The organism is Streptomyces kunmingensis (genome assembly GCF_039533535.1).
Lineage (GTDB): Bacteria > Actinomycetota > Actinomycetes > Streptomycetales > Streptomycetaceae > Streptomyces > Streptomyces kunmingensis.
This window is the reverse complement of record NZ_BAAATS010000034.1, coordinates 25454-39035: the sequence shown is the minus strand read 5'-3', so window position 1 is coordinate 39035 and position 13582 is coordinate 25454. Positions and strand designations below refer to the sequence as shown.

The following is a 13582-nucleotide window of genomic DNA, read 5'->3' as shown; positions in this document are numbered from 1 at the left end:
CAGCAGTGCAAGCCCATGGCGTCACGCCACTGAAAAACCCACGACGCCCATCAACCGTCGTGCTTGTACCTCGTCGCGTGCTGCTCCGGGTCGGTGACCTTCGTCGTGCCCGCAGCCGTCGGCGACTCGGTGTCGTAGGTGTAGGTCCAGGTGGGGCCGGTGTGGCCGGAACCGTTCAGCTCCGTGGCGCGCAGCATGGAGGTGACGCGGTTGGCGTCGTCGTAAGTGAAGACGGTGACGCGGCCCTCGGCTGTGGTGATCTTGGTGATGCGGCCGGAGGTGTCGTGGCCGAAGGTGGTGGTCTTGCCCTCGGCGTCTGTGGTGCGGGCCAGGTTGCCGTCCGCGTCGAGGTCGAAGACGGCGGTGCGGCCGGAGTTGTCCTTGGCCTGCCACTGCGAGGCGTCCGTCTTGACCAGGTCGATCCAGCGCTTCGAGCGGGTCTCGGTGAGCTTGAAGCCCTTGTTCTCGCCGCCCTCGTCGTGCTGTGTGACGGTGACGGTGCCCTTGTTGCGGTCGGTGACCTTGGTCAGGGTGCCGTTCGAGTCGTAGGTGTCCTTGGAACCCGACTTCCAGGACGTGACGGTGTAGGTGCCGTCCGCGTTCTTCTTCAGGTCCTTGGAGTAGCCCGCCGGGGTCTTGAACGTGCCGTCGCTGTTCTTGGTGAAACGCACCGTGTCACCGGAGGCGTCGTACAGGATCACCTCGTTGGTGAACGAGGTGTACAGGTAGCGCTCGTACTGCTGCCACCAGCGCTGGGAGACCTTGCCCCAGGGGGCGTCGAGGCTGTTGTAGGTGCTCGCCAGCGTCAGGTCCTGGCCCACGCCCGCGATCGAGAAGTCGGTGGCCGCCAGCATCAGGTTGCCGGTCGAGAAGTCGATCCGGGCGGTCAGCGCGTCCGTGATCGCGAAATCACTGATCCGGTGCCACGGCACGCACCCTGCCCCTCAGGCACATACGTCAGCAGCGATGGCGCCGCGCTGCGGGCGGTGGGCGAGGCGCCCTGGGCGCGCTTCTTCTGCGCCGCGCGCCAGGCCGCGAGGTCCGTCGACGGCGTGCGCTCGGCCTCCGACGCAACCGGCCGGTTCGGGCCGACCTGCACCTTCGGCATCGAGAACGACGGGGCATCCTTGCCCCACGCCGAGGACGGATCGTCCGCGGCGGCGCCGGTCGCCGCGGGCAGCAGCGACACGGTCAGCGCACCGGACGCGAGCACCGCCAAGCCAGCCAGTCTGAATCTCTTCTGGGCACGCGAAAGCCGCGCACCTTTGGTGCGTTGCATCAAGGCTTCCCCCCACAGGAAGACACATCTCGTTGACCCCAGCGGCCACGAGGAGCACACACGTTCACACAGAAACCACACAGAATGGCGGGCAGTGCCCCCGATGTTGTCCTTCATGCGGGCCGGAATCGGCCTCTCCTCTACCGAGGGACAGAACGGTGCAACCGGCACGCACACGGACGTGTCACGTTCAAAAGCTGCGAGTTACACGCACCGGTTCGACGAATCAATGACGAAAAACCGTGAGCACCGCTTTCTCTCCCGTTCGCCCGGGGGGCGGGCGACGTCGCGTCGGGACGGGGGACGTCCGTGTATCACGTCATCACTGCCCGCGAAATAAGCGCCGGTCGCCGCGCCCGGCAGCCGCAGGCGCCGGACAGGCGCGGTATACAGCGGGTCGGCGACTGCCGGGACTTCCGTCCGCGAGCCGCGAATCCGGGACTTCGTCACCAACTAAGAAACGGGCCTCGGCCCGGTGCCGGGGCAGTCTTGGACGGGACGAGTGAGAAGCCGGCGCACGCAAAACCAGACGGTGGCCCTGCCACCCCGGGCGGCCGGCGGGCCGGGAGGCGGGGGGCGGCCTGCGCCGATGGCACCGCACACACGAGGCGGCGCAGATACGAAAGTCGGACTGCGCCGCCCTTGCGGCCTTGCAGCCGCCCTGTGCTGCTACAAGCGACTCCTTCGCCTCATCACATAGGACAACGTCTAAGAGCCTGCCTTTGAACCCCCGTCGTCCGCGCGGAGCGCGGGCGCAGCGGCGGTCGGTGCGTGGCCTGGGGGTCCCCCCGGCCGGAGGCTGGGGGAGTGCGGCGTCGCAGGTCATGTGGCGGAGCCACCTGTCCTGGGGCGCCGCACGCCGAGGGTGCGTGCCGGGCGCCGGGGCGCTGGGGGCACCTCCCAGCGTTAGCTGGGGGAGGGGGTTCAAAGACAGGCTCTACTGAGTTTGTGGGCGCGATGTCGTGAGGGTGAGGCCAGTTGCGGCGAGGCATGCGTCGATGAGTTCGGGGCGGTACTGAATCTCGCGGAGGCTGCGGCGGAGAGTCCGGATCAGGTGGTCGGGTCCAGATCCGAGAAGAGGTCGTCGGCGGCAGAGCATCCGGCCGTGGAGAGGGTGACGACGAGTGTCCCGAGGACGGCAGCGGTTCTGCGTATCAGCATGGCAAGAGGCTCTCTGATTGCCTGCGAGATCGTCCTGCGCGACGGCGCCTGAAGGCACGGATCAGGACCCTGGTGCGCCGTCGACGTCCCGTCCCGCCCGGATCCGTTGCTTCAGTTCGACGAGGGTCGCGACGGCGCGCAGCCAGGTGCCCGCGGTGTCGTCGGCGGTGACCTCGCCGGTCAGTTCGGTGCCGGCGCGCAGCCACTCCCGTACGACGACGGCCGCATCCCTGCGGGGCAGGGGTTCGGGCAGCTCCGCGGCGCGGGCGAGTCCGCCTGCGCGCACCGTGTCGGCGAGGAAGGCCACCGAGCGCGGTTCGGTGCCGAGGCGGTCGAGGATGACGGCCGCGGCGGCGGCGCCGTCGCCGAACAGGGCGGTGCGCCGGGGGCCGGGATCGGCGGTGAGGCCGTACCGCAGCAGGACGGTGATGTCGAGCCGGGCCAGCTCGTCGTCCGTGCGGTCCGGCGAGTGCGGGGCGTCGTCGTTCATGGCGGGGCCTCGGGTGTCTCGTCTCATCTGAGTGTTCCGCCCGCCGCTCAGTCGACGGTGACGGTGTAGGTGATGCGCTCGGGAGCCTTGGAGGGGGCGGTCGCCCCCGTGGTCGGGGTGGCGGCGGGGCCGGTCGTCTTGGGGGGCTGGTCGGAGGTGTTGCCCTGGCAGGTGGTGAACGTGCAGTGCAGCAGCGTGAACCTGGTGGTCCCCTTGCCCTTGGCCTCGAAAGTGAAGGTGAGCTTGGAACCGGCGCCGGCCATCTGCTCGTCGCCGGAGTCCGACGCGTGGCTCCGGCCGTGCTCGACAAGCACCGAGCTGTCGGGCTCGGGAGCCACCACGTACCAGTACTCGCGGGTGGAGGCGTTCTGCTCGACGGTGAGTGAGAAGCGCTCGCCCGGCTTCGCCGTGATGCTGGTGTCCTTCACCGGGTGGCTCACGGTGCTCGTGGAGCCGCCGCCCGGTTCGTCGGTGTCCGAGCCACAGCCCGTCGCGAGAGCGAGGAGCGCGACCGCCGCGAGCGCGGCACCGCCCCTGTTTCCGCTACCGCTACCGCTTCGGCGACCGCTAGCGCGGAAGATAGACGCTGTACGCGTTGGGGAGATCACTGTTGGATGCCTTGCCCATGTGGCCGTTGATGAAGTCGTCCTCGCTGACCCAGGTGGTCGTGCCCCAGGGGTTGTACACCTGGAGCATGTCACCTTCCTGGGCGATGATGGTCATCGCGTGGGCGCCCTCCTTGCCCGAGACGTCGACCGGTACCGGCCGCCCTTCCGCCACCGACTTCTCGACGTCGGTGAGGACCGCCCTGCGGTCGGCGGCGCTGTCCAGGTCCTGTCGCTCGTAGTCGGTCCCGGTGGCCTTGCCGACGGTGTCGTCGTTGATCCGTTCCTGCCCCTCGGGCCCCATGCCCGTCCAGTCGTCACCGCCGTCGCCCTCGGTGTGCAGCCGGTGCTGCTCGGCCACCAGCCGCTGCCTGAAGGCGTCGGGGTCGTCCTCCTGTCCGTCGGGGCCGCCGGTGAGTTCGAGCGCGTACAGGGGGTCGACCATGGCGCGGGACGTGACGGTGGACGAGGCCACGCAGGTGCTCTCGCCGCCGTCGCCGCCCTGGCTCCACTGCTGGCCGTCGAACGTGACGGCGTCCTTGTTGTTGCTCCCGCCGTCCGGCGCCAGGCCCTCGTCGTCCATGCTGTCTCCCGCGGTGACCACCGGGGTGAGGTGCCGGCGCATCCAGTCGGGATCCTTGCCGTGGATCTTGTCCTGGAACGTGGCGATCTCGTCGACGCTGTGGCCCGCGGCCAGGGCCTTCATCAGGTAGGCCCGCTCCTGGGGGGTCTCCGACGTCGCGAGCATCCGCTCCATGGCCATCTCGTCGTCGAGGTTCAGCTGGTCCATGCGCGTCGACGCGCGCGCCAGTTCCCCGGCGGTGAGGATCTCGTTCAGCTCGGTGTCGGCGCCCGCGACGCCGGTGTCGGCGAGCATCAGCTTGTCGACGGCGGTGAGTTCGCTGGTCCCCATCTTCCCGGCCCGCGCCTCGGCGGCCCATTTGTTCAGGTCCCGGGCCGCGACGCGGGTGGCCTCCTGCGCGTTTCGGACGGCGTCGTGCATCAGGTCGACCGCGTAGGAGCCGAAGTGGGCGGCGTTCTTGCGGTCCCACTCCTCCTCGTCGTCCTCGTGGAGGTCGTCCATGAAGCCGTCCTTGCCGCCGAGCGTCTTCTTCTGCTCCAGCAACTGTCCACGGCCGCGTTCGTCGTCGCGCTGCGCGGTGCCGATCGCGTCGGCCAGCGTCAGCAGCACCGACGCTCCGCCCTGGAACGCCTCGCTCATCTGGGTGACGGCCCGCCCGGCGGCGTTCACCGCGTCAGCGGCGCGGACGCCCGTGTCGCCGACCCACACCTCCGGAAGACCCTTGCGGCCTACCCGGTCGACCTGGTCGAAGACGCTGCCGACGGGGTCGAGCTGACCGTGGTAGAGCCTGGCCAGACCCTCCAGGGCACCCGGGTCCCCGCCCGGCGCGGGCACCGAGAGAGCGTCGTCGATCAGGTCGAGGAGCTCGTTCTTGCTCCCGGCACCAAGCATTTTCTTGGACAGTCCGGAGAGCCACTCGAGGCGCAGGGAAGGGGAGTCGAGGGGAGAGAAGAAGAAAGACACCGGCCCGCCCCTCAGTAGCCCGACAGGGCAGACGCGCGCCCGCCCTGCGTCGAAGTGTCGGTGAGTGCGCTCGTGCCGCCCGCGGGGACACTGTCCACCTGCGTGCGCACCAGGCCGTCGGTGCCGCGGTAGGTCTTCTTGGCCAGCTGCACCTTCCCGCCGAGCTCGTGCAGCGCCGACGCCAGCGTCTTGGCCTCGTCCTCCCACGCCTTGACGAACGCGTTGAGCGCCGACGCCGCGTCACCGCCGCCGACATCGTCGTACGAGTAGGTCGTGCGGGACTTGACGGCCGAGGCGACGCCGTCCATCTCCGTGCCCGCATCGTCGAGTTGCCCGGCCTGACCGGTCATACCCGCCTTGATCTGGTAGCCGTCGAAGCCCACCGCGTTTCCCCCGTACGCAAGCGATCATGGTTGTCGGGAGGCTAGCACGCGCCGCTCATATGAAAAGCGCTCGTCATCCACCAGGCACACCTCCTCCACAACACCCTCCGCGGCGCGGACGTTCTACGAACGCCTTCACTTCGAGCCCCTGACGGTGCGGGACACGCGACTGACCCCAGCCCGGCTGTCGTCCGCGGCGGGCGCCGGGGCCCTGCCTTCCAGCGCGGCCACGTCTACGCGGGCCGCCGCTCGCTGCCGCACTCACGGAACCAACCGGTGAGGAAATTGATCATTGCAGACACAGAACGAATGGCCCAATGCTGTTCGAGAACGGGAGACCCGAGTTGAATTCCACAGTTCGTCCTTTGTTGTCCGGTAGACCCGTTCTGGCGATACTGGCGCTCGCCGGCATCACCGCAGGTGTGCTGATCGGCCGGGAGGGACTGGGGACCGTGGTGGGCTGCGGCGCGGCCGACGACCCCTACCCCTCCCAGACGGCAGCGGACTGGAAGGCGTTCGCGGACCACGTGGTCGTGGCGCTGCCGACCTCGGAGCAGGAGAGCAACAGGCAGGACGTGTCCAAGGGTTCGGTGCGGTACACGGTGGACCGGACGATGACGTTCCGGAAAGAGAAGGTGCTGTGGTCCGCCGCCACCCCCCGGCATGAGCTGGGCAGCGACTTCGAGATGACCGCCCCGGGCTGGTCGGTGTACCGCAACGGCAAACGGGTCAAGGGCACGGCTCCGGAGGCGCCCCGGCTGGAGAGCGGCCACTCGTATGTCCTTGCCCTGCGCTGGGATGCCGGCCAGTGGGTCATCCTCGGGGAGGGCGCCGCCGTGCCGTTCGACGACCAGGTGGCGGGGCGAGGGGAGTGGTGCGGTCAGACGCTGAGCGAGGACGACTTCGCCAAGGGAGAGCGGTTCTCGCAGCGCGACGACCGCAGCCTGGAGCAGGCCGTACGCGGCCAGGGGGAAGCAGCGATCACCCGCGAACTTGAAAAGGCAGGCGGCAGACGGCCGTAGCGCGCCTCCATGCTCGGCGCCGCCCCTTGGCCCTGCTCGCGTCCCGCCATCGCCCACCTACGCCTGAGTGGCTGTTGTCGTTCCGGCGGGTCAGACCACCAGCGCCGCGTGTAGCGCACGGAATGCTTCACGAAGTTCCCACGCGGCGATCGGATCGATCTCCATCTGCAAATGACACACGGCGTCGTCACCGTTGGGAGTCAGGCGCACGAAAAAGGCGTACCCGTCCCCGACGGGCTCCGCCTGCCACATCAGCGGATTGTTCCGACCGGGAGTCACCGCCGCCGAAAAGCGTCCACCCGACGGCGCCCGCAGGTGAGAGAGCATGCGGGCCGCGAAGTCCACGACCTCCGCAGCGCTGAGATCTGCGGTGAAGTCAGCGGTCAGCCACGAGCACCAATCTGCAGTGACCTGCCAGCTGTCGCCATCAGTCCGAGCCAGTTCCAGCCACACGTCATCGCTGCCGAGGCGTATCCGCGGTTCTTCCATCGTCGCCCTCCGACATCCATGCCTGGGCTCAAGATCCTATGAGGCGGGTCTCCCTCGTCGGAAGTCATCGCACGCCATCCGCCCTCCTCCCAGCAACCCGGCGAACCTTCCCGGACAGAGCACTACCGGTGGTTTGTTAGGGCGGGGTCAGGTAGGGGTTGAGTCGTTGGCCGTGGCTGACGGCGTCGATCAGGTCCTGCAGTGGTGCCGGCGGGGGCGTGCTGGACCAGACTCTCCACCAGTGCTGCAGCATGACGGCCGGGGTCAGCCAGCTGCGGACGGCCCGCAGAGCATGTGGCCAGCGGGGCCGCTGGGATGGCCGGGTGCCCCCTCTCTGACCCGGGCGGGTCGGCGGCCGGGGGCAGGCCGGCATGCCAGCAGAAGGAGAACGCGCAGTTGACCAGGGTCTGGTGGCGGCGGATCGCGCGGTCGGTGCGGACCTGGAAGTCAGCCCAGCCCAGCTCGTCCTTGACCTGCTTGTAGCTCTGCTCGATCCAGTTGCGGATCCCATAGATCCGCACCACCTCGGCCAGGCTGGCGGGCGGGTGAGGCGACTCGGCGACCTGTGGGCTGCCGGGCCGGGGCAGGTCGGTGACCAGGTACCAGGTGTTCCTCTCCGGCAGGGTGGCCGGGTCGGTGGTGGCCACCACCAGCCGGTTCAGCCCGTCCGGGCCCCAGAATCCCAGGGTGGCGTCCGCCGCCCACCAGGTGGCGGTGTGTCCGTCGCGGTAGGTGCGGGTCACCGGCGTCCAGTCGCCGGGCCGGCCGGGGCCGTGCCAGGCCAGCCGCCGTGCCGCGTCAACGGGGGTATGGGCCTCATGCGCGTAGGCCCAGATGCCGCGGCGGCGTCTGATGGCCATCACGAACGGCACGTCCGTGGCGTGCAGTTCGCAGCGGAAGTCGTCCACGTCGCCGTAGGCGCCGTCGGCCACCGCCGCCCGGAAGGGAAACCCGGCCGCGCGGGCCTGTTGGGCCAGGGCAGCGGCGATGCGCTATTTGGTGCGGAAGCCGGGATCGCCGTGGCCCCGCTCGAAGTGGTGGGCGGGCGTATAGGGCACCGCATGCAGCGGGTAGTACAGACGCTCGTCCGCCCACAGCGTCGTCACGGTGACCACCGCGTTGTCGGTTTTGCCGTAGCGGCCCAGCCACTGCCGGCCCACGTTGGCGGTCGCCGCCCCGTCCTTGGGATCGCCGGAGTCGTCGATGACCAGCACCCCGCCCGCATGCGGGGAGGTGCGCGGATCGCCTCGCAGCCGCTCAAGACGGCGGGCATTGACCCGCTCGTGCTCCCATAGCGACTCGGAGAGGAAGAACTGCAGCCGCTGCACCGCCGGGTGCTGGGCTCCGGCCACCGGTTCCGCCCCGGCCAGGCAGGTCAGCGTCTTGTTCCGCTCCCGCGGGGCCAGCAGCCCGGTCAGATACTGGCGAAAACCCCGCCGCTGAGCCAGTGAGTCGAAGAGGTCATCGAAGCCGGCCGCGTAGTCCTCGAGCGGCCCCGGTGCTGGTGGACACGGACGACGAGCGGTCATGGCAACCACCCCTGCTTGTCGTCCTACCGCGACGACTGCCCGACGTCAACAAACCACCGGTAGGAAGGTGCCTCGCCGGCAGCGAGCGGGTGCAGTACGTGAACGTGATCTTTCGGATGGCGGGGTGCAGATTGGGTTTTGCGCGACTGGTAGGTCCTGGGTGTGGGGACGCATGGGCAAGGTCCGGCGGCGGCAGCAGGTTTTCGCGTACTGGCGTGCGTGTCACAGTCGCGCCATAGCCCCTGCCTACCACTTGTGTCACTGTCGGTGCTCATCGCTACGGTTGAACAGCGCATCAGGAGCACCAAGGGGAAGGATGCACGGGGGATGGGCTACACGATTCCGGGCTGGCTGGACGACGTCCTGGACTTCATCGGGATCAACTTCCCGAACGTCGACGAGGACGACTACCGCGAAATGGCCACGGCCATGCGGGAGTTCGCCGAGCAGTTCGAGGGCCACGGTGGCGACGCGCACCTGGCGGTGACCCGCATCCTGTCCTCGTCCGAGGGCTGGGCCGTGGACTCGTTCGAGAAGCACTGGGACCAGGTGAAGACCAGCCACCTGGAGAAACTCCCGGAACTGGCGCGGCTGTTCGCGGACGCCTGTGACGTGCTCGCGGACATCATCTTCGGGATGAAGACGAAGGCCGAGATCGAACTCGGTGTGATGGCCGCGTCGGTGGGCATCTCGGCCGGTCTGGCCGTGGTCACCGGTGGTCTGTCGGCGCTGATCGGCGCGGCCGAGGTCACCGCCATGCGCCAGGTCGTCAAGCGGATCATCGACGAGGCCGTGGACCGGATCGTCGACGAGGTCCTCGCCAAACTCACCGAGCCGGTCAACGCCAAGCTGGAGGCGATGGTCGAGGACATGGTCCTCGACCTGGCCGAGGGCGCGTTCTCGATGCCGGCCGCCGACGGCAGCGGGGGGCACGGCGGCAAGGGCGGGATGCACATCGCCTCGGCCGGCGGCGCGGGGGGCGGCATGCAGCTCGCCTCTGCCGACGGCGGCGCGCAGAAGCGCACGAAGATCGACCACTTCGAGTTCGAGGACGGCGCGGGCAAGGTCTCCAAGCACGGCAGCGAACTGCACCTGGCCACGTCCACGTCGCTGGGCAAGGCGCGGGGCGCGTTCGGCCGGAGCAAGGGCCGGGACCCGTTCACGCAGGCCTTCGACAGCGTGCTGCACGGCGCCCTCAAGGGCTCCGAGAAGGCGCTCGGCAAGGTCGCCAAGCACATCACGGAGACCGTGCCGGACCGGGCCAAGGCGACCTCCCGGCTGCACAAGGGCAACGACCTCGACGTCCGCGACAAAGCCAAGAACATTCACGTCAACAAGGGCGACGCGGGCGGCGGTTCGGACGGTCACGGCGGCGGCCCGTCGTCCGGCGGTAAGGGTGATGACGGTCTGAAGGTCGACTCGGCGAAGCTGTCCCGGCAGTCCCACTCCCTGAACAGCAAGGAGTGGTGCGGCGACCCCATCGACATGGCCAGTGGCCAGATGATGCTGACCCAAACCGATGTGGACCTGCCCGGCGTACTGCCGCTGACACTGCGCCGCACCCATCTGACCGGCTACACGGCAGGCGGGTTCTTCGGACCGTCCTGGGCCTCCACCCTGGACGAACGTCTCGAAGAGAACCGAGAACTGGGCGGAATCTGGTGGTACCGGGAAGACGGCTCCATCCTGGTCTACCCCCGCCGCCCCGACCTGCCCGGCGACCGCGTGCTGCCGGCCGCGGGCACGCCGCTGCCGCTGACCTTTGTCACCCGCGGCACCTCCTATGTCCTGGCAGTTGAAGACCCCCGCACCGGCCTCATCCGCCACTTCGAGCCCGCGGCCGAGGGCGTGGGCACCTGGTGGCTGGCGGCGATCGAGGACCGCAACCACAACACCATCGGCATCGACCGCGGCGAGGACGACGCTCCGCTCGCCGTCACGCACACCGGCGGCTACCGCCTGGAAGTCACCACCGCCCCTACTGCGCGTGCCGCCGACCAGATACGCGTCACGGCCCTGCACGCCCTCACCGACGACGGCCCCGTCCGGCTGCGCGCGTTCACCTACGACGAGGCCGGCGGCGACCTGACCCACGTGCGCAACGCCGTCGACGCTCCGCTGGAGCTGACCTGGGACGGCGCGCACCGCATCACCGGCTGGCGCGACTCGAACGACACCACCTTCGCGTACGAGTACGACGCGCAGGGCCGGGTGACTGCCACCCGCGGCACCGACGGCATCCTCAACTCCACCATCGCCTACGCCGCCCCGGACCAGGACGGCGTCAGCACCGCCACGTACACCGACTCCCTGGGGCACGCCACCGTCTACCGCGCCAACCGGTACGGCCAAGTCATCGCCATCATTGATCCGCTCGGCGCGACGGTCACGCAGGAGTGGGACAGCCGCGACCATCTGCTGTCCCGCACCGACCCGCTGGGCCGCACCACGCGCTGGGCGTGGGACGACACAGGCGATCTGATCCGCGTGAGCACACCCGACGGGGCTGCCACCCGCATCGTCTACAACGACCTGCACCTGCCGGTAGAGCTGACCGGCCCGGACGGTGCCCGGACCCGCCAGGAGTTCGACCCTCGCGGCAACCGCGCGCTGCTGATCGAATCTGACGGCGCCACCCACCGGTTCACCCACCACGCCACCGGGGCGGTGGCCGCTGCCACGGACCCGCGCGGCGTCACCACCACGGTCGAATCCAACAGTGCCGGGCTCCCCACCGCCACCACTGTGCGCGGGGCCACCCACCGCGGACGCTACGACGCACTGGGCCGCCCCATAGAGCTCACCGACCCCTTGGGCCACACCACACTTCTACAGTGGGACGCCGAAGGACGCCTGCAACAGCGCACCGCGCACGACGGCGCTCGCGAAGCCTGGACCTGGGACGGCGAGGGCAATTGCACGGGCCACACCGACCCGCTCGGCAGCCACAGCCACATCGCCTACGGACCCTTCGACCTCCCGGCCACCCGCACCTCTCCGGACGGCGTATACCACCGCTTCCGCTACGACACGGAACAACGCCTCACTCACGTCACCAACAGCCAGGACCTCACCTGGAGCTACTCCTACGATCCGGCCGGACGCCTGGTGAGCGAGACCGATTTCGACGGCCGTACCAGCCGCTACACCTACGACGCGGCCGGGCAGCCCGTCTCCCGCACGAACGCTGCCGAGCAGACCATCACCTACGCCTTCGACGCGGCCGGGCGCCTGAGCGCGAAGACAGCCGACGGCCGGCGCACGGACTACCGCTACGACACGGCGTCCCGCCTGATCGGCGCCACCAGCACGGACAGCAGTCTCCAGTTCGCCTACGACAGCGCCGGACGGCTCGTGAGCCAGACCGTGGACGGCTCCACGCTCCGCTTCACCTACGACGCCGCCGGACGGCGCGCCAGCCGGATCACACCGTCCGGCGCGCTCACGACCTGGACGCACGACACGGCGGACAGCCCGGCCCGCCTGACCGCCTCCGGGCACCGCATCGACTTCACCTACGATGCTGCGGGTCGCGAACTGGTCCGTACCGTCGATCAGTTCGCCACTCTGAGCAGTACCTACGGACTGTCCGGGCACCTGACCGGCCACACGGTCACGACCGGCACCGACCAACGCCTCATCCAGCAACGGACCTACACCCACCGCGCCGACGGACACCTCACCGGCATCGACGACCTGCACGCCGGGCCGCGCCGCTTCGACCTCGACCCGGCGGGCCGGGTCACCGCCGTGCGCGCGGAGACCTGGAACGAGACCTACGCCTACGACGCGATGGGCAACCAGACCGACGCCGCCTGGCCCGCCCGCCACGCCGGACAGGAAGCCACCGGTCCCCGCGCCTACGCGGGCACCCGCCTCACCCGGGCCGGCAACGTCCGCTACGAACACGACGCCCAGGGCCGTATCGTCCTCCGCCAGAAGACCCGCCTCTCGCACAAGCCCGACACCTGGCGCTACACCTGGAACGCGGAAGACCAACTCACCGGCTGCACGACACCGGACGGCACCCGCTGGCGGTACACCTACGACGCACTCGGCCGGCGCTCCGCCAAACTCCGCATGGCTGCCGACGACCGCACCGTCCTCGAGCGCACCACCTTCACGTGGGACGGCACCATCCTGTGTGAGCAGACCGGCCACACCACAGGCGCACCCGAACTGCTCACCCTCACCTGGGACCACGACGACCGCACCCCCGTATCCCAGACCGAGACCAAGTCCCTGGCCACTGCCCCGCAAGAATCGGTCGACCAGCGCTTCTTCGCCATCGTCACCGACCAGATCGGCACCCCCACCGAGCTGGTCGACGAAGCGGGCACCATCGCCTGGCGCACCCGCGCCACCCTCTGGGGCGCCACCACCTGGAACAAGAACGCCACCGCCTACACACCCCTGCGCTTCCCCGGCCAGTACTACGACGCCGAGACCGGCCTGCACTACAACCACTATCGCCATTACGACCCCGAATCGGCCCGCTACCTCACCCCGGACCCGCTGGGCCTGCTGCCCGCCCCCAACCCGCTGGCCTACGTAGACAACCCGCACTCCCTGAGTGACCCCCTCGGGCTCACCCCGTGCGACGAGAACGACGTCACCTGGGGCGACAGAGTCCAGTACGGCGCCCTCGGCCCACACGACCGGGCCACGTCCATGCACGCCACCATCACCCGGGACATGCTCGGCGGCAAGACCAACCCCCAGCACGACCCGGCCGGCTGGCAATCAGGTAAGGGATACAACCGTGCCCACCTGCTCGCAGCCATGATCGGCGGATCCAACAAGGACCCCCGCAACTTCGTCACCATGCACAGCTACGCCAACTCGCCGGTCATGCGACAGGTCGAGATGCAGGTCCGCAACTCCGTGAGGGACAACGATGAGATCATTCAGTACAGCGTGACTCCCATCTACGCCGACGACAACGCGAAGATCCCCCTCGGCGTGACCATCGAGGCCCATGGCAACAAGGGCTTCCAAATGCATCCGCACGGCAGCAGCGGCGAGGGAACCAACGTTTTCACCATCTGGAACCGCAAGCGGTGACGAAAGGATCAGCA

7 protein-coding genes and 3 pseudogenes are annotated in these 13582 nt (G+C 69.2%); 2 read left to right on the top strand and 8 right to left on the bottom strand.

The genetic code is table 11. The annotated features are described in order from the left end of the window. Window positions 1-56 precede the first annotated feature (56 nt). The 6 genes and pseudogenes from ABD366_RS36520 to ABD366_RS36500 form a co-directional block, all read right to left on the bottom strand. Window positions 57-1279: pseudogene (locus tag ABD366_RS36520) on the bottom strand (DUF6531 domain-containing protein); the annotation flags it as partial. Window positions 1280-2216: 937 nt separating this feature from the next. After that, window positions 2217-2342 (bottom strand): annotated as a pseudogene (locus ABD366_RS43660) (IS630 family transposase); the annotation flags it as partial. Window positions 2343-2501: 159 nt separating this feature from the next. Beyond that, window positions 2502-2930 carry a hypothetical protein gene (locus ABD366_RS36515; protein ID WP_324766241.1) on the bottom strand — a complete coding sequence of 143 codons (429 nt, stop codon included), beginning with the start codon at window positions 2928-2930 and terminating at the stop codon, window positions 2502-2504. A 47-nt stretch (window positions 2931-2977) separates the two neighbouring features. Further along, a complete protein-coding gene (locus ABD366_RS36510; protein ID WP_324766240.1) occupies window positions 2978-3370 on the bottom strand; it encodes a protease inhibitor I42 family protein in 393 nt (130 codons plus the stop codon). 127 nt (window positions 3371-3497) lie between these two features. Next, window positions 3498-5081: a peptidoglycan-binding protein gene (locus ABD366_RS36505; RefSeq protein ID WP_324766239.1), complete on the bottom strand. Its 1584-nt coding sequence runs from the start codon at window positions 5079-5081 to the stop codon at window positions 3498-3500. An 11-nt stretch (window positions 5082-5092) separates the two neighbouring features. Beyond that, window positions 5093-5464, bottom strand: a complete 372-nt coding sequence (locus ABD366_RS36500) for a hypothetical protein (protein WP_324766238.1) — start codon at window positions 5462-5464, stop codon at window positions 5093-5095. 365 nt (window positions 5465-5829) lie between these two features. Between ABD366_RS36500 and ABD366_RS36495 the strand changes: the two genes are divergently transcribed. Next, on the top strand, window positions 5830-6486 hold the full coding sequence (locus ABD366_RS36495; protein WP_324766237.1) for a hypothetical protein: 657 nt from the start codon (window positions 5830-5832) through the stop codon (window positions 6484-6486). A 90-nt stretch (window positions 6487-6576) separates the two neighbouring features. Here ABD366_RS36495 and ABD366_RS36490 read toward each other — a convergent pair whose 3' ends face one another. Continuing rightward, on the bottom strand, window positions 6577-6975 hold the full coding sequence (locus ABD366_RS36490) for a hypothetical protein (protein ID WP_324766236.1): 399 nt from the start codon (window positions 6973-6975) through the stop codon (window positions 6577-6579). Window positions 6976-7097: 122 nt separating this feature from the next. Continuing rightward, window positions 7098-8504, bottom strand: a pseudogene (locus ABD366_RS36485) (IS701 family transposase). Window positions 8505-8831: 327 nt separating this feature from the next. Between ABD366_RS36485 and ABD366_RS36480 the strand changes: the two are divergent. Continuing rightward, window positions 8832-13568, top strand: a complete 4737-nt coding sequence (locus tag ABD366_RS36480) for an RHS repeat-associated core domain-containing protein (protein WP_324766235.1) — start codon at window positions 8832-8834, stop codon at window positions 13566-13568. The last annotated feature ends 14 nt before the right edge of the window (window positions 13569-13582 follow it).

Excerpts from the sequence above, each read along its gene's own strand:
- ABD366_RS36515 (WP_324766241.1), bottom strand. The coding sequence starts at position 2,930 with ATGAACGACGACGCCCCGCACTCGCCGGACCGCACGGACGACGAGCTG.
- ABD366_RS36490 (WP_324766236.1), bottom strand. The coding sequence starts at position 6,975 with ATGGAAGAACCGCGGATACGCCTCGGCAGCGATGACGTGTGGCTGGAA.
- ABD366_RS36480 (WP_324766235.1), top strand. The coding sequence starts at position 8,832 with ATGGGCTACACGATTCCGGGCTGGCTGGACGACGTCCTGGACTTCATC.